Raw genomic sequence first — 19053 nt, 5'->3', positions numbered from 1 at the left:
AGTGTCCCTGATCGCTTCTGACCACTTCCGCATCGTTGTCGGCCTCGGCAAGAGCGGCATGTCCCTGGTTCGCTTCCTGGCGAACCGGGGCGTGTCGTTTGCCGTGGCCGACACGCGGGAAAATCCGCCTGAGCTGGCCACGCTGCGCCGTGACTATCCCCAGGTGGACGTGCGTTGTGGCGAACTGGATGTCGAGTTCCTGTGCCGCGCCGATGAGCTCTACGTGAGTCCCGGCCTGGCCCTGGCGACCCCGGCCCTGCAGGCGGCCGCGGCCCGTGGCGTGAAACTGTCCGGCGATATCGAGTTGTTCGCCCGTAACGCCAAGGCGCCGATCATTGCCATCAGTGGTTCGAACGCCAAGAGCACCGTCACCACCCTGGTGGGCGAGATGGCCGCGGCGGCCGGCAAGCGCGTCGCCGTGGGCGGCAACCTCGGCACCCCGGCCCTGGACCTGCTCAGCGACGACGTCGAGTTGTACGTGATGGAGCTGTCGAGCTTCCAGCTGGAAACCACCGACCACCTGGGCGCCGAAGTGGCCACTGTGCTCAACGTCAGCGAAGACCACATGGACCGCTACAGCGGCCTGCCGGCCTATCACCTGGCCAAGCACCGGATCTTCCGTGGGGCCCGGCAGGTGGTGTTCAACCGCCAGGATGCCTTGACCCGCCCGTTGCTGGGCGAGGGCATGCCGTGCTGGTCCTTCGGCCTGGGCGTTCCGGATTTCAAAGGCTTCGGCTTGCGCGAAGAGAATGGCGAGAAATACCTGGCCTTCGAATTCCAGAACCTGATGCCGGTGCGCGAACTGAAGATTCGTGGCGCCCATAACCAGGCCAATGCCCTGGCCGCGTTGGCCCTGGGACATGCGGTCGGCCTGCGGTTCGACGCCATGCTGTCGGCCCTGCGCACGTTTGCCGGTCTCGAACACCGCTGCCAGTGGGTGCGCGACCTCGATGGCGTGGCCTGGTACAACGACTCCAAGGCCACCAACGTCGGTGCCGCGCTGGCGGCCATCGAAGGGCTGGGGGCGGACATCGAAGGCAAGCTCGTGCTGATCGCCGGCGGCGATGGCAAGGGCGCCGACTTCAAGGACCTGCGCGACCCCGTGGCAGCCAACTGCCGTGCCGTGGTGCTGATGGGCCGCGACCGCGAATTGATCGCCCAGGCCCTCGGCGAAGCCGTGCCGCTGGTTCGCGTCGGTTCGCTGGACGAGGCGGTGCAGCAATGCCGCGCGCTCGCGCACCCGGGCGACGCGGTGCTGCTGTCACCGGCCTGCGCCAGTTTCGACATGTTCAAGAACTATGAAGAGCGCGGGCAACTGTTCGCCCGGGCCGCGGAGGACTTGGCATGAGCCTGATGAACATCATCAAGCCGTACCCGTCGCCGTTGATCACCGGACGTGGCATCGACCTGGATTTCCCGATGCTCGCCGGTTGCCTGGCCTTGCTGGGCCTGGGCCTGGTAATGATCACCTCCGCGTCGTCGGAAGTGGCTGCCGTGCAGTCGGGCAACACCCTTTATCACATGATCCGCCACCTGGTTTACCTGGTGATAGGCCTGGGCGCGTGCGTCGTCACCATGATGGTGCCGATCGCCACCTGGCAGCGCCTGGGCTGGATGATGCTGCTCGGGGCCTTCGGCCTGTTGGTGATGGTGCTGGTGCCGGGGATCGGCCGCGAGGTCAACGGCTCGATGCGCTGGATCGGCTTCAGCTTCTTCAACGTGCAGCCCTCGGAGATCGCCAAGGTCTTCGTGGTGATTTTCCTGGCCGGTTATCTGGTGCGTCGCCAGAAAGAAGTGCGCGAGAGCTGGATGGGGTTCTTCAAGCCGTTCATCGTCTTGCTGCCCATGGCGGGCTTGCTGCTGATGGAGCCGGACTTCGGCGCCACGGTGGTGATGATGGGCGCCGCGGCGGCGATGCTGTTCCTCGGTGGGGTCGGGCTGTTTCGCTTCATCCTGATGGTGGCGTTGGCGGTGGCGGCCGTGACCGTGCTGGTTCAGGCGCAACCGTACCGGATGGCGCGCCTGATCACCTTTACCGATCCGTGGGCCGACCAGTTCGGTTCCGGTTATCAATTGACCCAGGCCTTGATTGCCTTCGGTCGCGGCGAATGGTTGGGCGTGGGCCTGGGCAACAGCGTGCAGAAGCAGTTCTACCTGCCGGAAGCCCACACCGACTTCGTGTTCTCGGTACTGGCCGAAGAACTTGGGGTGGTGGGTTCCCTGTGCACCGTCGCCCTGTTCGTGTTCGTCTGTGTGCGCGGCATGTACATCGGCTTGTGGGCCGAGAAGGCCAAGCAGTTTTTCGCCGCGTACGTCGCGTATGGCTTGTCGTTCCTGTGGATCGGCCAGTTCCTGATCAACATCGGCGTGAACGTCGGCCTCTTGCCGACCAAGGGCCTGACGCTGCCGTTCCTCAGCTATGGCGGCAGTTCCCTGGTGATCTGCTGTGCCTGTCTTGGCCTGTTGCTGCGCATCGAATGGGAGAGTCGAACCCACCTGGGCAGCGAAGAGATGGAATTCCAGGAGAGCGACTTCGCCGAGGAGCCGACTCATGGGCGCTAACGTGCTGATCATGGCGGGCGGTACCGGCGGGCACGTGTTCCCGGCGCTGGCCTGTGCCCGGGAGTTCCAGGCACGGGGCTACACCGTGCACTGGCTGGGTACGCCGCGGGGGATCGAGAACGAACTGGTGCCTGGCGCCGGCCTCGAACTGCACCGGATCGACGCCAGCGGCCTGCGGGGCAAGGGTAAGTTGTCGTTGCTCAAGGCGCCGCTGATGCTGCTCAAGTCGATCTGGCAGGCGCGAGCGATCATTCGTCGGTTGCGCCCAGTGTGCGTGGTTGGGTTCGGTGGTTATGTGACCGGCCCTGGTGGCGTTGCGGCAAAACTGGCCGGTGTGCCGGTGATCGTCCACGAGCAGAACGCCGTGGCCGGTACCGCCAATCGGTTACTGGTGCCGTTGGCCGCCCGGGTCTGTGAAGCTTTTCCCGACACCTTTACCCTGTCGGGCAGCCGCCGCACCACGGGTAATCCGGTGCGTACCGAGCTGTTCCTGGAGACACCGCGCCCGGCCCTGGCTGGACGCAAGGCGCGTTTGCTGATCCTGGGTGGAAGCCTGGGGGCGGAACCATTGAACAAATTGCTGCCCGAAGCCTTGTCGCTGGTCGCTCCCGACCTGCGGCCGGACGTGTTCCATCAGGCTGGCAAACATCACGATGAAGTGACCGCCGAGCGCTACCGCGCCGCCGGCGTCGAGGCGCAAGTGCAGCCTTTCATCAAAGACATGGCCCAAGCCTACGGCTGGGCCGACCTGGTGGTCTGCCGCGCAGGCGCGCTGACCATCAGTGAACTGGCTGCCGCCGGTCTGCCCTCGATGCTGGTGCCTTTGCCCCACGCCATCGACGATCACCAGACCCGTAACGCCGATTATTTGGCCCGTGAAGGCGCTGCCTTCCTGATGCCGCAAAGAACGACTGGCGCCGCGGATCTTGCCGCCCGCCTGACAGAGGTTTTGATGCAGCCGCAACGACTTGAAGACATGGCCCGCGCCGCCCGCCGCCTGGCCAAACCCGACGCCACGGCCCAAGTGGTCGATACCTGCCTGGAGGTGGCCCATGGTTGAGAATCGCAAAGCCATGCCGCAACCGGAAATGCGCCGTATCCGCCGCATCCACTTCGTCGGTATCGGCGGCGTGGGCATGTGCGGGATCGCCGAGGTATTGCTGAACCTGGGTTACCAGGTCTCGGGTTCCGACCTGAAAGCTTCCCCGGTCACCGAGCGCCTGGAGTCCTTCGGCGCGCAGATCTTTATCGGTCACCGCGCCGAGAACGCCGCCAATGCTGACGTGCTGGTGGTTTCCAGCGCCGTGAACACCTCCAACCCGGAAGTCGCCACCGCCCTGGAACGCCGCATTCCCGTGGTGCCACGGGCTGAGATGCTCGCCGAGCTGATGCGCTATCGCCATGGCATCGCCGTCGCCGGTACCCACGGTAAAACCACCACCACCAGCCTGATCGCCTCGGTGTTCGCGGCCGGTGGCCTGGACCCGACGTTCGTGATCGGTGGTCGTCTGAATGCCGCGGGCACCAATGCCCAGCTGGGCACCAGCCGCTACCTGATCGCCGAAGCCGACGAGAGCGATGCGAGCTTCCTGCACCTGCAACCGCTGGTGGCCGTGGTGACCAACATCGACGCCGACCACATGGCGACCTACGACGGTGACTTCAACAAATTGAAGAAAACCTTCGTCGAGTTCCTCCACAACCTGCCGTTCTACGGTCTGGCGGTGGTGTGCCTGGACGACCCGGTGGTGCGTGAAATCCTGCCGCTGATCAAGCGTCCGACCGTGACCTACGGCTTTGGCGAAGACGCCGACGTGCGCGCCATCAACGTGCGCCAGCAAGGCATGCAGACGTTCTTCACCGTCTTGCGCCCTGATCGCGAGCCGTTGGACGTGTCGGTGAACATGCCCGGCAACCACAACGTGCTCAATTCCCTGGCCACCATCTGCATCGCCACCGACGAAGGCGTCAGCGATGAAGCCATCGTCCAGGGCCTGTCCGGCTTCCAGGGCGTGGGCCGGCGCTTCCAGGTCTACGGCGAACTGCCGGTGGAAGGCGGCAACGTGATGCTGGTGGACGACTACGGCCACCACCCGACCGAAGTCGCGGCGGTGATCAAGGCCGTGCGCGGTGGCTGGCCGGAGCGGCGCCTGGTGATGGTCTACCAGCCGCACCGCTATAGCCGCACCCGCGACCTGTATGACGATTTCGTCCAGGTGCTGGCCGACGCCAACGTACTGCTGTTGATGGAAGTCTACCCGGCCGGTGAAGAACCGATCCCTGGGGCCGACAGCCGCCAGCTGTGCCACAGCATTCGTCAACGCGGCCAGTTGGACCCGATCTACATCGAGCGTGGCGTAGACCTCGCGCCGCTGGTCAAGCCGTTGCTGCGCGCCGGCGACATCCTGCTGTGCCAGGGTGCCGGTGACATCGGTGGCCTGGCCCCGAAACTGTTGAAAAGTCCGTTATTCGCCGGAGCAATCGTGGCCTCCAGCGAGGGGAAACTGAAATGACTGCTGCCTACGCCAACCTGGTCTCGACCCTTGATCCGAAAGCCTTCGGCCGCGTGGCCGTGCTGTTCGGTGGCAAGAGCGCCGAGCGCGAGGTGTCCCTCAAGTCCGGCAACGCCGTGCTGCAAGCCTTGCAAAGCGCCGGCGTCGACGCCTTCGGCATCGACGTGGGCGATGATTTCCTGCAGCGCCTGCTGAACGAAAAGATCGATCGCGCGTTCATCATCCTCCATGGTCGCGGCGGCGAAGACGGCAGCATGCAAGGCCTGCTCGAATGCCTGGGGATCCCCTACACCGGCAGCGGCATCCTGGCATCCGCCCTGGCGATGGACAAACTGCGCACCAAGCAGGTCTGGCACAGCCTCGGCATTCCGACGCCGCGTCACGCCGTGCTGGCGTCCGAGGCCGATTGTATTTCGGCGGCCACGGAACTGGGTTTCCCTTTGATCGTCAAACCGGCCCATGAAGGTTCAAGTATTGGCATGGCGAAAGTGAATTCGCTGCCTGAGTTGACCGCGGCATGGAAAGACGCCAGTTCCTACGATTCGCAAGTGTTGGTCGAACAATGGATCACCGGTCCCGAGTTCACCATCGCCACCCTGCGTGACCAGGTGTTGCCCCCGATTGCGCTGGGCACGCCCCACACGTTCTACGACTACGACGCCAAGTACATCGCCAACGATACCCAGTACCGCATTCCCTGCGGGCTGGACGCTGCCAAGGAAAAAGAACTGATGGACCTCACGGCCAAGGCCTGTGAGGCGCTGGGTATCGCCGGTTGGGGCCGGGCGGACGTGATGCAGGATGCCGATGGGCAGTTCTGGTTCCTGGAAGTCAACACCGCGCCAGGCATGACCGATCACAGCCTGGTACCGATGGCGGCCCGCGCCGCCGGTCTGGATTTCCAGCAACTGGTGCTGTCGATCCTGGCGGCCAGTGTCGGCACTCAAGAGCCAAGAGGTTAAGCCATGCAAGGCGCATCGCTTCGTCATCAGCCATCCGCACCCGGTCGCAAGCCGGTGCCGCGGGGTGCCAGCCGAATGGTGGCCAAGGAGCCGATGTCGGCGCGCTTGCCGAAAGCCAATTTTGGTTTTCTCAAGAGCCTGTTCTGGCCGGTGCTGCTGGTGGCGTTGGGGTTCGGTACCTATGAAGGCGCGCAACGGTTGCTGCCGTATGCCGACCGGCCGATCGCCCGGATCAACGTCCAGGGCGACCTGAGCTACATCAGCCAGCAGGCGGTGCAGCAGCGGATCGCCCCGTTCGTCGCGTCGAGTTTCTTCACCATCGACCTGGCGGGCATGCGCACGGAGCTGGAGCAGATGCCCTGGATCGCTCACGCCGAAGTCCGGCGGGTGTGGCCCGACCAGGTGTCGATTCGCCTGGAAGAGCAACTGCCGGTGGCCCGTTGGGGCGACGAGTCGCTGTTGAACAACCAGGGCCAGGCGTTTACGCCGCGAGAACTGGCCAACTATGAACATTTGCCACAACTGTTCGGTCCACAGCGGGCCCAGCAGCAAGTGATGCAGCAATACCAGGTGCTGAGCCAGATGTTGCGGCCGTTGGGCTTCTCCATCGCGCGCCTGGAATTGCGTGAGCGCGGCAGTTGGTTCCTGACCACTGGCGCGGGCAGCTCGGGGCCGGGCATCGAGCTGTTGCTCGGGCGCGGCAACCTGGTGGAAAAGATGCGCCGCTTCATCGCCATCTATGACAAGACGCTTAAAGAAAAGATTACGAACATTGCGCGCATCGATCTGCGCTACGCCAACGGCCTGGCCGTTGGCTGGCGGGAACCTGTAGCGCCGACGACGGCCGAACCCGCCGTCGCGAAGAATTAAGAAGAGGCAGGACCCATGGCAAACGTGCAAAGCGGGAAAATGATCGTCGGTCTCGATATCGGCACTTCCAAGGTGGTGGCGCTGGTAGGCGAAGTCGCGGACGACGGCACGCTGGTCATCGTCGGGATCGGTACACATCCGTCCCGCGGCTTGAAAAAAGGCGTGGTGGTGAACATCGAGTCCACCGTGCAATCGATCCAGCGCGCCATCGAAGAGGCGCAGCTGATGGCCGGTTGCCGGATCCACTCGGCGTTCGTCGGCGTGGCGGGCAATCACATCCGCAGCCTGAACTCCCACGGCATCGTGGCGATTCGTGATCGCGAAGTCAGCTCCGCGGACCTCGAGCGCGTACTCGACGCGGCCCAGGCCGTGGCGATCCCGGCCGACCAGCGTGTGCTGCACACCCTGCCGCAGGATTACGTGATCGATAACCAGGAAGGCGTGCGTGAGCCCCTGGGCATGTCCGGCGTGCGCCTGGAAGCCAAGGTCCACGTGGTGACCTGTGCGGTGAACGCCGCGCAGAACATCGAGAAATGCGTGCGTCGCTGCGGCTTGGAAATCGACGACATCATCCTCGAGCAACTGGCCTCGGCCTACTCGGTGCTGACCGACGACGAGAAAGAGCTGGGCGTGTGCCTGGTGGACATCGGCGGCGGCACCACCGACATCGCGATCTTCACCGAAGGCGCGATCCGCCACACGGCTGTGATCCCGATTGCCGGCGACCAGGTGACCAACGACATCGCCATGGCGTTGCGCACCCCGACCCAGTACGCCGAGGAAATCAAGATCCGTTACGCCTGCGCCCTGGCGAAGCTGGCCGGTGCCGGTGAAACCATCAAGGTGCCGAGCGTCGGCGACCGTCCACCGCGCGAACTGTCGCGCCAGGCCCTGGCCGAAGTGGTCGAGCCGCGCTACGACGAGCTGTTCACGCTGATCCAGGCCGAACTGCGTCGCAGCGGCTACGAAGACCTGATCCCGGCCGGCATCGTGCTGACCGGCGGTACGTCGAAGATGGAAGGCGCGGTCGAGCTGGCCGAAGAGATTTTCCACATGCCGGTGCGCCTGGGCGTGCCCCATGGCGTCAAGGGCCTGGATGATGTGGTCCGCAACCCGATCTATTCCACCGGCGTGGGCCTGTTGATGTACGGCCTGCAGAAACAGTCCGACGGAATCTCGTTTTCAGGGATCGGCAGCCGCGACAGCTACAGCAGCGACGAGCCGAAGGCTCCGCTGTTCGAGCGGCTCCAGGCTTGGGTCAAAGGCAACTTTTAAACAGTTTCAAAGCTTCACGCGGCAGGTTTCAGGCTTGGCGCTGGAAGACGCAGCAAACGCAGTAGGCGAAAAAACTAGAGAATGAAAGGAGAGGGAAAATGTTCGAACTCGTAGACAACATCCCCGCTAGCCCGGTTATCAAAGTAATCGGTGTCGGCGGTGGCGGCGGCAACGCTGTCAACCACATGGTCAAGAGCAACATTGAAGGCGTTGAGTTCATCTGCGCCAACACTGATGCCCAGGCGCTGAAATCCATCGGCGCGCGGACCATCTTGCAACTGGGCACTGGCGTGACCAAAGGCCTGGGTGCGGGCGCCAACCCTGAAGTCGGTCGTCAGGCCGCCCTCGAAGACCGTGAGCGCATCGCAGAAGTCCTGCAAGGCACCAACATGGTGTTCATCACCACCGGCATGGGCGGCGGCACCGGTACGGGTGCGGCGCCAATCATCGCCGAAGTGGCCAAGGAAATGGGGATCCTCACCGTTGCGGTGGTGACCCGTCCGTTCCCTTTCGAAGGCCGCAAGCGTATGCAGATCGCCGACGAAGGTATCCGTCTGCTGTCTGAAAGCGTCGACTCGTTGATCACCATTCCCAACGAGAAGCTGCTGACCATCCTGGGTAAAGACGCAAGCCTGCTGTCGGCTTTCGCCAAGGCTGACGACGTACTGGCCGGTGCCGTTCGCGGTATCTCCGACATCATCAAGCGTCCAGGCATGATCAACGTCGACTTTGCCGACGTACGGACGGTCATGAGCGAAATGGGCATGGCAATGATGGGCACCGGCTGCGCCAGCGGTCCGAACCGTGCTCGCGAGGCCACCGAAGCGGCCATCCGCAACCCGTTGCTCGAAGACGTGAACCTGCAAGGTGCACGCGGCATCCTGGTGAACATCACCGCCGGTCCTGACCTGTCCCTGGGTGAGTACTCCGACGTGGGTAGCATCATCGAAGCCTTCGCTTCCGAGCACGCGATGGTCAAGGTCGGTACCGTTATCGATCCGGACATGCGCGACGAGCTGCACGTGACCGTGGTTGCCACCGGTCTGGGCGCGAAAATCGAGAAGCCTGTGAAGGTCATCGACAACACCGTTCACACCTCCATGGCTTCGCAACCGCAACAACAAGTGGCTGCGCGTCAGGAAGCGCCTGCGGTGAACTACCGTGACCTGGACCGTCCGACCGTCATGCGCAACCAGGCCCAGGCCGGTACCGCGACTGCCGCGAAGATGAATCCGCAAGACGATCTGGATTACCTGGACATCCCGGCTTTCCTGCGTCGTCAGGCCGATTGATGAAATGTATCAGGGGGATACGGGTGATTGGTGTTCAGCAAAGGTCTGGTCTGCTATCATCGCCAGCCTTTGTTGATACCAGTTCGCAATTTGCGCTGAAGCGGCCCATGCCATGATTAAACAACGCACCCTGAAGAATATTATCCGTGCCACAGGTGTCGGCTTGCACTCCGGCGAGAAGGTCTACCTGACCCTCAAGCCCGCGCCTATCGATACCGGCATTGTGTTTTGTCGTGCCGACCTCGACCCTGTGGTGCAGATTCCTGCTCGCGCGGAAAACGTTGGTGAAACCACTATGTCGACCACACTGGTCAACGGTGACACCAAAGTGGATACGGTGGAGCATTTGCTCTCGGCCATGGCTGGCCTGGGCATCGATAACGCCTACGTCGAGCTCTCCGCGTCCGAAGTCCCGATCATGGATGGCAGTGCCGGACCCTTCGTATTCCTGATTCAATCGGCTGGCCTGGAAGAGCAGGACGCAGCCAAGAAGTTCATCCGCATCCTGCGGGAAGTGACAGTGGAAGACGGCGACAAGCGCGCCACTTTCGTCCCTTTCGAAGGTTTCAAGGTGAGCTTCGAGATCGATTTCGATCATCCGGTTTTCCGTGACCGCACCCAGAGTGCAAGCGTGGATTTTTCCAGCACTTCGTTCGTAAAAGAAGTCAGCCGCGCCCGTACCTTTGGTTTCATGAGTGATATCGAGTACCTGCGCAAGCACAACCTCGCACTCGGCGGCAGTGTTGAAAACGCGATCGTGGTCGATTCCGATGGTGTGTTGAACGAAGACGGCCTTCGTTATGAAGACGAATTCGTCAAGCACAAGATCCTCGATGCAATCGGCGACCTCTACCTGCTGGGCAATAGCCTGATTGGTGAGTTCAAGGGCTTCAAGTCCGGCCACGCACTGAACAACCAGCTGCTGCGCAAGTTGATTGCCCAGAAAGATGCTTGGGAAGTCGTGACGTTCGAAGACGCCAGCACCGCACCAATCTCTTACATGCGCCCTGTCGCGGCGGTGTAAGCAAAAAACCTCTCTAGTTTTTTAAGGGCTGCCTTCGGGTGGCCTTTTTTTATGGCCGGGTTTTCGTCGGGAGCCGGGAGCGATGAGGGAAACCTGTGGCGAGGGAGCTTGCTCCCGCTGGGGCGCGCAGCGGCCCTGAAATCTGGCGCTGCGGTGTATCAAACTCATTAGCCAGGGCCGTTTGGGGCTGCTTCGCAGCCCAGCGGGAGCAAGCTCCCTCGCCACAGAGAGCGCCGTGTCCATAGCCTTTGGGGGCTGCGGTGTTACATCGCGCAGACCACACGATTGCGTCCGCTGGCCTTGGCCTGGTACAGCGCCTTGTCCGCGGCAAACAAGAGTTGTTCGAGTTCGTTGTACGGTCCCTGGGTCCAAGTGGCGATGCCGATACTGACCGTCATGGGCGCTCCCCCCTCGGACACCGGCGGCAGTTGTTCGACCGCATCGCGAATATTCTGGGCCATGGTGAAGGCGCCAGCGGTGGTGGTTTCCGGCAGCACCACCGAGAACTCCTCACCGCCATAGCGCGCCGCCAGGTCGGCGGGGCGTCGGACATGCTGGCCGATCAATTGCGCCAAGGTGCGCAGGGCCTCGTCACCCTGTTGATGACCATGGCGATCGTTGAACGCCTTGAAATGATCGGCATCGATCATCAGCACAGACAACGGTTGGCCCGAACGTTGGGCGCGCAGCCATTCCTGTTGCAACGTATCGTCCAGTGTTCGTCGGTTGGCCAGGCCCGTGAGGGCGTCGACGGACGCCAGTTGGGCCAATTCCCGTTCAGCTCTGTAACGGCGGCGCAATTCGCGGCGCAGCAGCCAGGTGAGCCAGAGCAAACCGATGCACAGCGCGCCGGTGGCGCCGCTGACCAACAATGCCGTGCGTTGCCATGAGGCGAAGACCTCTTGGGTGGAGAGCGCTACCACGACGATCAATGGCAGGTTGCCCACTTGGGAAAAAGTGTACAGGCGCGGCTTCTGGTCCTGACCGGACACGCTGGTGAAGCTGCCGTTGCCTTCGCGCAGGATGCGCACGAAGTTCGGCCGCTTACTGAAGTCCTTGCCCGTCAGGTCTTCTGCCAAGGGCGGCTCTTGCGCCAATAGAATGCCGTCTCGGCTGACCAGGTTGACTGTGCCGCCATGACCGATGTTCAGGCTCTTGAACAATTGGTTGAAGTAATTCAAACGCATCGCGGCCTCGGCCACGCCCATGAACTCACCCCGGTCGTCGCTCAGTCGATAGCTGAAGCTGATGCGCCAATCTTGCGCGTGACTCCTGGAACGGAACGGGCGACTGATCATCATGCCCAGGCTCGGGTCCTGGACATGGGACTGGAAATATTCCCGGTCGGCGTAATTGCCTTTGCGCGGTTCGACCGAGGCGGAGTCGGCGATGACATCGCCATGCTTGTCGAGCAGCAGGATGTCGCCTTTGTAGGGGGCGGCGGTGGCACGGTCGAACAACGCCAGATGGCGAATCGCGGGCGAAACGTCTTTCAGGTCGTCGCGTTTGGCGGCGGCGACCAGACCTTGCAGCGACAGATCGTAGAGTTCCACGTTACGCAGCACATCGGCGTCGATCAATTGCACGATATTGGTCGCCGCACGTGTCGCCGCCCGTTGTGCGGCGGCATGTTCGCGGATCAACAGAAACGTCACGATGCTCAGGATGGCAGTGACAACCAGCGAGCTGGCCAGTACGAGTACCCGTTCCGAACGTCTCGAAAGCGGGGTGTTGCCGGGTGTCGCACTGCGCGCGCTCATGGTTCCGATGTCTGCATTGTCATGTGGCTGGGATCCGTCCCAAAGGATTGCAAACCGGCAATAAACCAGATGCTGGCCTTTTGCTGATTGTGCTTGGATCAATGAGAGCGGGCAATCAGTGTTTGCGCAATTACCCGGTAATTAATGAAAGCTGGGGGCGCGTTCGGACGGTATTCCGATTTTGCTACAGTTGGCTTTCGCCCAGCATTCATTGGCCTGGAAAGACGTGATGACGCGTACGAACCTATGGGGGGGGTCAGGCTGGCAAGCGGATCCCGAACGTGTTGGCACCCTGGTCGCTGCGCACGAACACATCGCCACCGTGCATCAGCGCAATGGCCTTGACGATGGCCAGCCCCAGCCCATGGTTGGCGCCACTGTTGCTGCGCGAGGCATCGACGCGATAGAAACGTTCGAACAGGCGTGGCAGATGCTCGCCGGCGATCGGTTCGCCGGGGTTGGTGACGGCGAGGGTGATCTGGTCGCCAAGGGCTTCGATGCGCACGTCGATCACTTGCCCGGGCGCGGTGTGCTGCACGGCGTTGCTCAGCAGGTTGATCAGCGCCCGCCGCAGGTGAGCGATCTCGATGTTGGCCTGGGCGTCGCCGCTGACCCGGACCCGGACTTGGGCATCTTCCAGAATGAAGTCCAGGTAATCGAGGGTGGTCGCCACTTCGCCGGCCAGGGATGCGCTGGTCAACTTGGTGGCCTTGCTGCCCTGGTCGGCGCTGGCCAGGAACAGCATGTCGTTGATGATCGAGCGCAGCCGCTCCAATTCCTCGAGATTCGATTGCAACACTTCGAAGTAATGCTCAGCCGAGCGCCCACGGGTCAGCGCCACCTGGGTCTGGCCGATCAGGTTGGTCAGGGGCGAGCGTAATTCATGGGCGACATCGGCGTTGAACGACTCCAGCCGCGAGTAAGCCTGTTCGACCCGGTCCAGGGTGGCGTTGAAGGAACTGACGAACTGGCTCAGCTCCGGCGGCAAGGGCGACAGTTGCAAGCGCCCGGACAGGCGGGGTGGGGCCAGGCGCCGGGCTTCCTCGGACAGCTTGATCAGCGGTTTGAGACCGATGCGTGCGACCCAGTAGCCCAGCAACGAAGCCAGGAGTACGCCGACAATCGCCAGGCTCACCAGTGCCACCAACAGGCGATGCTGGGTCTGGTAGAAGGTCTCGGTATCGATGCCGATCATGAAGCGCAGCGGCGGGCGTTGGTCCTTGGCCGGGAATTGGCTCACCAGCACTTTCATCGGGTAGTGCCGATGGGGCAGCGTCAGGTCGCGTTTACCCAGCGGGCCTTGGGCAAAGGCGCGGATCTGCGCATCGGGATCGCCGTATTCAAAGCGCGGCTCGTCGCTGACGACCCAGAAATGGATGCGCTTGTCTTCTTCGCCAAGCAATCGCAGCTTGTTGTTGATCTTCACCCAGTGTTCAGGCGTGCCGTAGCGGCCGACGGTGGACTCCAGGACACTGTAGCGGGCATCGAGCTCGGCTTCGGGCAACAGGCCCAGGCCCTTGCCGACCTGTTGGTACAAAGCGCCCCCGATCAACAGGAACACCAGCGCCGCCACCAGCGTGAACATGGCGCTCAAGCGCAGGGCGATGCTGTCAGGGACGCTCATCGCCGCGACTCTCCAGCACATAACCCATGCCGCGAATGGTGTGCAGCAACTTCTGTTCGAATGGCCCGTCGAGCTTGGCTCGCAAGCGTTTGATCGCCACTTCCACCACGTTGGCGTCACTGTCGAAGTTGATGTCCCAGACCATTTCGGCAATGGCGGTTTTCGAAAGAATTTCGCCCTGGCGGCGAGCCAGGACGCTGAGCAGGGAAAACTCCTTGGCGGTCAGGTCCAGGCGTTGGCCGGCACGGGTGGCCTTGCGGCTGATCAGGTCGATCCACAGGTCGGCGATGCTCACCTGCACCGGTTCATGGCCACCGCTGCGGCGGGTCAGGGCTTGCAGGCGGGCCACCAGTTCGAGGAAGGAGAAGGGCTTGCCCAGGTAGTCATCGGCCCCGTCGCGCAAGCCCTTGATGCGGTCCTCGACCCGTTCCCGGGCGGTGAGCATGATCACCGGTGTCTGCTTGCGGGCGCGCAGGGCCCGCAGTACGCCGAAGCCGTCCAGGCCCGGCAGCATCACGTCGAGCACGATCACCGCATAGTCGGTTTCCAGGGCCAGGTGCAGCCCTTCGATGCCGTCCGGCGCCACGTCCACGGTGTAGCCCTGTTCGGTCAGGCCGCGGTGCAGGTAGTCCGCGGTTTTTTCTTCGTCTTCGATGATCAGAACGCGCATGGCCCCGCCTCAGTGGTCTGTGCTCGCCAGCGCCGCCGTCGGCGCCGACCCTGGCTGTTGGGTGGGCCGATGGAACACTCGCTCGAGCCACAAGTATATGACCGGTGTCGTGAACAGCGTCAGCGCCTGGCTCACCAACAGGCCGCCCACCACCGCGATGCCCAGGGGCTGGCGCAGTTCCGCGCCGGGGCCATAGCCGAGCATCAGCGGCAGGGCACCGAGCAGGGCCGCCAGGGTGGTCATCATGATCGGGCGGAAGCGGGTCAGGCACGCCTGGAAAATCGCCTCCTGGGGCGCCAGCCCTTTGTTGCGCTGGGCGTCGAGGGCGAAGTCGATCATCAGGATGCCGTTCTTCTTGACGATCCCGATCAGCAGCACCAGCCCGATCAGCGCCATGATCGAAAAGTCCTGGCCCAGCAGCCAGAGCATGATCAGCGCGCCGAGGCCGGCCGAGGGCAGGGTGGAGATGATCGTCAACGGGTGCACGAAACTCTCGTAGAGCACGCCGAGAATGATGTACACGGCCACCAGCGCGGCGAGGATCAGCCACGGCTGGCTCGCCAGCGAGCTTTGGAAGGCCTGGGCCGCGCCTTGGAAACTACCGATGATGGCGGCCGGCATGCCGATTTCGTTCTTCGCCTGGTCGAGCAGGCGCACCGCGTCTCCCAGGGCCACGCCAGGCGCCAGGTTGAACGACAGGTTGGCGGCCGGGAACATGCCGTCGTGGGCAATCGACAGCGGGCCGTTGCTCGGCGCATCGAAGCGGGCCAGGGCCGAGAGCGGCACCATTTCCCCACTCAGGGGCGAACGCAGGTAGAAATACGCCAGGCTTTCGGCCTTGCCCCGCTGCGCGGTATCGAGCTCCAGGATCACGTTGTACTGGTTGGTCTCGGTCTGGAATTCATTGATCTGCCGCTGGCCGAAGGCGTCGTACAGGGCCTGGTCGACATCGGTGGCGGTGAGGCCGAAGCGCGCCGCCGCGCTGCGGTCGATGTTGATGTGGGTGATGCTGCCGCCCAGTTGCAGGTCGTTGGAAATGTCACGGAACGCCGGGTTGCCGCGCAGCTTTTCGGTGAGTTTTTGCGCCCAGGCGTTGAGGCTCGGCCCGTCGTTGCTCTTGAGCACGTATTGATACTGGGCGCGGCTGGGGCCGGAGCTGAGGTTGATGTCCTGCCCGGCCCTGAGGTACAGCACCACGCCGGGGATTTTCAGCAGTTGCGGGCGGATCCGGTCGATGAAGCCGCTGGCCGACACGTCACGCTCGCCCCGGGGTTTGAGGGCGATCCAGAAACGGCCGTTGGCGATGGTCTGGTTGTTGCCCGAGACGCCGACGGAGTGGGAGAAGGTCTGCACCGCCGGGTCGGCGGCGACGATGTCGGCCAGGGCCTTGTGCTTGGCCACCATGTCCGGGAAGGACACATCGGCGGCGGCTTCGCTGGTGCCCAGCACCAGGCCGGTGTCCTGCACCGGGAAGAAGCCCTTGGGAATGAACACATAGCCCACCACCGCCAGTGCCAGGGTCAGGCCGAACACGCCGATCATCAGCTTCTGATGGGCCAGGGCCTTGCGCAGGCCCCGCTCATATCCGCCCAGCAGACGTTCGCCAAACCCCGCCTTGCCATGGGCGTGATGCACCGGGGCGCGCATGAACAACGCAGCCAGGGTCGGCGCCAACGTGAGGGACACCACCACCGAGATCAGGATGGTCGAGGTGGCGGTCAGGGCAAACTCCTTGAACAGGCGCCCGACCACGCCGCCCATGAACAGCAGCGGAATGAACGCGGCGATCAGCGAGAAGCTGATGGAGACCACGGTAAAGCCAATTTCGCCGGCCCCCTTCATCGCCGCCTCGCGCATGCCGTCGCCGGCCTCCAGGTGCCGGTGGATGTTCTCCACCACCACAATCGCATCGTCCACCACGAACCCTACCGAGATGACGATCGCCACCAGGGTCAGGTTGTTCAGGCTGAAACCCATCACGTACATCAGGGCGAAACTGGCGGTCAGCGAAACCCCCAGCACCGCCGAGACGATCAGGGTCGCCGAGAGCTGGCGCAGGAACAACGCCATCACCGCCACCACCAGCAGCACCGCGATCAGCAAGGTGATTTCCACTTCGTGCAGCGAGGCGCGGATGGTCTGGGTGCGGTCGATCAGCACCTTGACCTGCACCGCGGCGGGCAACATGGCTTGCAGGGTGGGCAGGGCCGCCTGGATGCGGTCGACGGTCTCGACGATATTGGCCCCCGGTTGCCGGAAGATCACCAGGTTGACCCCGGGCTCGTTGTCGGCCCAGGCCTGGACGTAGGCGTTTTCCGAGCCGTTGACCACCTTGGCGATGTCCTTGAGGTGGACCGGTGCCCCGTCCCGGTAGGACACGATCAGCTCACCGTACTCCGCGGGCTTGAACAACTGGTCGTTGGTGGACAGGGTGGAAATGCTCGACTCGCCGTACAAGGCGCCCTTGGCCAGGTTGAGGCTGGCCTGTTGGAGCGCCAGGCGAATGTCCGCCAGGGTCAGGCCGATGGCGGCGAGCCGGTCGGCCGAGGCCTGGACCCGGATCGCCGGACGCTGCTGGCCGGTGATGTAGATTTGCCCTACGCCATCGATCTGGCTGATCTGACGGGAGAGCAGGGTTTCGACGTAGTCGCTCAGTTCGGTGCCGGGCATCAGCGTGGAACTGATGCTGAGGATCAGCACCGGGCTGTCGGCGGGGTTGACCTTGCGCCAGGTCGGCAGGTTCGGCATGTCGTTGGGCAGTTTGCCGGCGGCGGTGTTGATCGCCGCCTGCACTTCCTGGGCGGCGGTGTCGATGCTTTTATCGAGGCTGAATTGCAGGATCAGGTTGGTCGAGCCCAGGGCGCTGCTGGAGGTCATCTGGGTAATGCCGGGAATGGCACTGAATTGCACTTCCAGCGGCGTCGCCACCGACGACGCCATGGTTTCGGGGCTGGCCCCGGGCAACTGGGCGTTGACCTGGATGGTCGGGAATTCCGCCTCCGGCAAGGGCGCGACGGGCAGGCGAGGAAACGCGATCACCCCCAGCAGCACCAGGGCGAACGTCAGCAGTACCGTGGCGATAGGGTGGTCGATGCACCACGCCGAAACCGAGCCGCGACCCTTCATGGTTGCGGCTCCGCGGTCTTGGCCAGGGCGGGCGGATCGCTGAGCACCTGGATGTGGCTGCCCGGCTTGAGCCTTGATTGGCCGTCGCTCACCAGTTGGTCGCCGGCGTTCACCCCCTTGATGATGTGCAGGTCGCTGTCCTGGTAAACCATCTCCACCGGCACGCTCTCGACCTTGTCGCCCTTTATGCGGTACACGAAGTGTTGCTCCAGGCCGCGTTGGACCACGGTAGGCGGTACCACCAGGGCGTCCTTGTCGATGGCGGTCTGGATTTTCAGTGTCACCAGTTGCCCCGGCCACAGCCGTTGCGCGGCGTTGTTGAATTCAGCCTTGGCCCGCAGGGTGCCGGTGTTGGCGTTGATCTGGTTGTCGATGAGGCTCAGTCGCCCCTCGCCGAGCAGCTCCCCGGTGGCGCCATCGGCGCCGATATAGGCCTTGACCAAGGCTTGCTCGGGGGCGGCGATCAACCGTTGCAAGGTGGGCAGCATTTGCTGGGGCAGGGAGAACTCCACGGCGATGGGGTCGATCTGGGTCACCGTGAACAGGCCTTCGGCGTCGCTGGTACGCAGGAAGTTGCCTTCGTCCACGTTGCGAATGCCGACGCGACCGCTCACCGGGGAGCGGATCTGGGTGTAGGACAGTTGCACCTGTGCCGAGTCGATAGCCGCCTGGTTGCCCTGGGCGGTCGCCTTGAGCTGGTTGACCAGCGCCTGTTGCTGGTCGTAGGTCTGCTTCGAGACGCCGTCATCGACGCTCAGCAATTTGTAGCGCTTGAGATTGACCTGGGCCACCGCCAGTTGTGCCTGGCTTTCGCCGAGCTGGGCCCGGGCCTGGTCGAGGCTGGCGCGGATCGAGCGGTCGTCGATGGTCGCCAGCAGGTCACCCTTCTTGACCAGTTGCCCCTCCTTGACCAGCAGCCGGGTGAGGATGCCGTCGATCTGCGGGCGGATCACCACGCTGTGCAGCGACAGCACCGTGCCGATGCCGCTGGCAAAGCGCGGTACATCCTTTTGCATCACGCTGATGGCCCGTACCGGAACGGCGGCGGGAGCGCCGGGTTTGGCGGTCACGGGCTTGAGCACAAACCAGAGGGCGAGGGCCGCCAGGGCGACCAACAGCACGACAATCAGGACAGTTTTCTTCTGGATGCGCATGGATATGAAGGGCCGGTTCGAGACGCAGGAGTTGGAGCTTTCTTATATAGCGTTGCGAGCCGGTCAGGAAGGTGACGACTAACTGACGGGCTTGTCAGCTTTGCCCCGGCTTGCTGTCGGATGAATGCATATACCGGATGAAACTGCCAGCGCGCGGTGATATCGGGCAGGTATACTGCCGCCTTTCGCGGCTCGCCCTTCGGGCCCGACTTGCATGCATG

General features: G+C 63.3%; 14 protein-coding genes. 9 read left to right on the top strand and 5 right to left on the bottom strand.

Going from position 1 to position 19053, the window contains the following annotated elements:
* Window position 1: 1 nt before the first annotated feature.
* The 9 genes from murD (at window position 2) to lpxC (ending at window position 10498) form a co-directional block, all read left to right on the top strand.
* Window positions 2–1348, top strand: coding sequence for a UDP-N-acetylmuramoyl-L-alanine--D-glutamate ligase (gene murD, locus BM321_RS02380; RefSeq protein WP_092441396.1), 1347 nt, complete (start codon window positions 2–4; stop codon window positions 1346–1348).
* Entirely contained in the window at window positions 1345–2562 is a 1218-nt protein-coding gene (ftsW, locus tag BM321_RS02375) for a putative lipid II flippase FtsW (RefSeq protein WP_092204140.1), read from the top strand. The genes murD and ftsW overlap by 4 nt, the downstream gene beginning before the upstream one ends.
* Complete coding sequence (murG, locus tag BM321_RS02370; protein WP_092331862.1) at window positions 2552–3622, top strand: undecaprenyldiphospho-muramoylpentapeptide beta-N-acetylglucosaminyltransferase; 1071 nt, start codon at window positions 2552–2554, stop codon at window positions 3620–3622. The genes ftsW and murG overlap by 11 nt, the downstream gene beginning before the upstream one ends.
* Entirely contained in the window at window positions 3615–5075 is a 1461-nt protein-coding gene (murC, locus tag BM321_RS02365) for a UDP-N-acetylmuramate--L-alanine ligase (RefSeq protein ID WP_092204138.1), read from the top strand. The genes murG and murC overlap by 8 nt, the downstream gene beginning before the upstream one ends.
* Window positions 5072–6037, top strand: coding sequence for a D-alanine--D-alanine ligase (locus tag BM321_RS02360; protein WP_092204137.1), 966 nt, complete (start codon window positions 5072–5074; stop codon window positions 6035–6037). The genes murC and BM321_RS02360 overlap by 4 nt, the downstream gene beginning before the upstream one ends.
* Window positions 6038–6040: 3 nt before the next feature.
* Window positions 6041–6907, top strand: a complete 867-nt coding sequence (locus BM321_RS02355; RefSeq protein WP_092204136.1) for a cell division protein FtsQ/DivIB — start codon at window positions 6041–6043, stop codon at window positions 6905–6907.
* 15 nt (window positions 6908–6922) lie between these two features.
* The gene (gene ftsA, locus BM321_RS02350; RefSeq protein ID WP_003205342.1) at window positions 6923–8182 is read left to right on the top strand and encodes a cell division protein FtsA; all 1260 of its coding nucleotides are present in this window, start codon (window positions 6923–6925) and stop codon (window positions 8180–8182) included.
* 98 nt (window positions 8183–8280) lie between these two features.
* Window positions 8281–9474: a cell division protein FtsZ gene (gene ftsZ, locus BM321_RS02345; protein ID WP_072348503.1), complete on the top strand. Its 1194-nt coding sequence runs from the start codon at window positions 8281–8283 to the stop codon at window positions 9472–9474.
* Window positions 9475–9586: 112 nt separating this feature from the next.
* Window positions 9587–10498, top strand: coding sequence for a UDP-3-O-acyl-N-acetylglucosamine deacetylase (gene lpxC, locus BM321_RS02340; protein WP_092331864.1), 912 nt, complete (start codon window positions 9587–9589; stop codon window positions 10496–10498).
* 263 nt (window positions 10499–10761) lie between these two features.
* Here lpxC and BM321_RS02335 read toward each other — a convergent pair whose 3' ends face one another.
* The 5 genes from BM321_RS02335 to BM321_RS02315 all read right to left on the bottom strand — a co-directional run bounded on the left by BM321_RS02335 (window position 10762) and on the right by BM321_RS02315 (window position 18832).
* Complete coding sequence (locus BM321_RS02335; RefSeq protein ID WP_092441395.1) at window positions 10762–12258, bottom strand: sensor domain-containing diguanylate cyclase; 1497 nt, start codon at window positions 12256–12258, stop codon at window positions 10762–10764.
* Between the two features lie 256 nt (window positions 12259–12514).
* Complete coding sequence (locus tag BM321_RS02330; RefSeq protein ID WP_092441394.1) at window positions 12515–13882, bottom strand: heavy metal sensor histidine kinase; 1368 nt, start codon at window positions 13880–13882, stop codon at window positions 12515–12517.
* Window positions 13869–14552 carry a heavy metal response regulator transcription factor gene (locus BM321_RS02325; protein ID WP_092441393.1) on the bottom strand — a complete coding sequence of 228 codons (684 nt, stop codon included), beginning with the start codon at window positions 14550–14552 and terminating at the stop codon, window positions 13869–13871. Before BM321_RS02325 ends, BM321_RS02330 begins: the two co-directional genes overlap by 14 nt.
* A gap of 9 nt (window positions 14553–14561) precedes the next feature.
* Entirely contained in the window at window positions 14562–17678 is a 3117-nt protein-coding gene (locus BM321_RS02320) for a multidrug efflux RND transporter permease subunit (protein ID WP_092441392.1), read from the bottom strand.
* Window positions 17675–18832 carry an efflux RND transporter periplasmic adaptor subunit gene (locus BM321_RS02315; protein ID WP_092441391.1) on the bottom strand — a complete coding sequence of 386 codons (1158 nt, stop codon included), beginning with the start codon at window positions 18830–18832 and terminating at the stop codon, window positions 17675–17677. Before BM321_RS02315 ends, BM321_RS02320 begins: the two co-directional genes overlap by 4 nt.
* Window positions 18833–19053: the final 221 nt, after the last annotated feature.

This window comes from Pseudomonas sp. NFIX10 (genome assembly GCF_900111955.1).
GTDB classification, from domain to species: domain Bacteria; phylum Pseudomonadota; class Gammaproteobacteria; order Pseudomonadales; family Pseudomonadaceae; genus Aquipseudomonas; species Aquipseudomonas fluorescens_AA.
The sequence above is the reverse complement of the archived record's forward strand: the minus strand, read 5'-3'. Positions and strand labels throughout refer to the sequence as shown.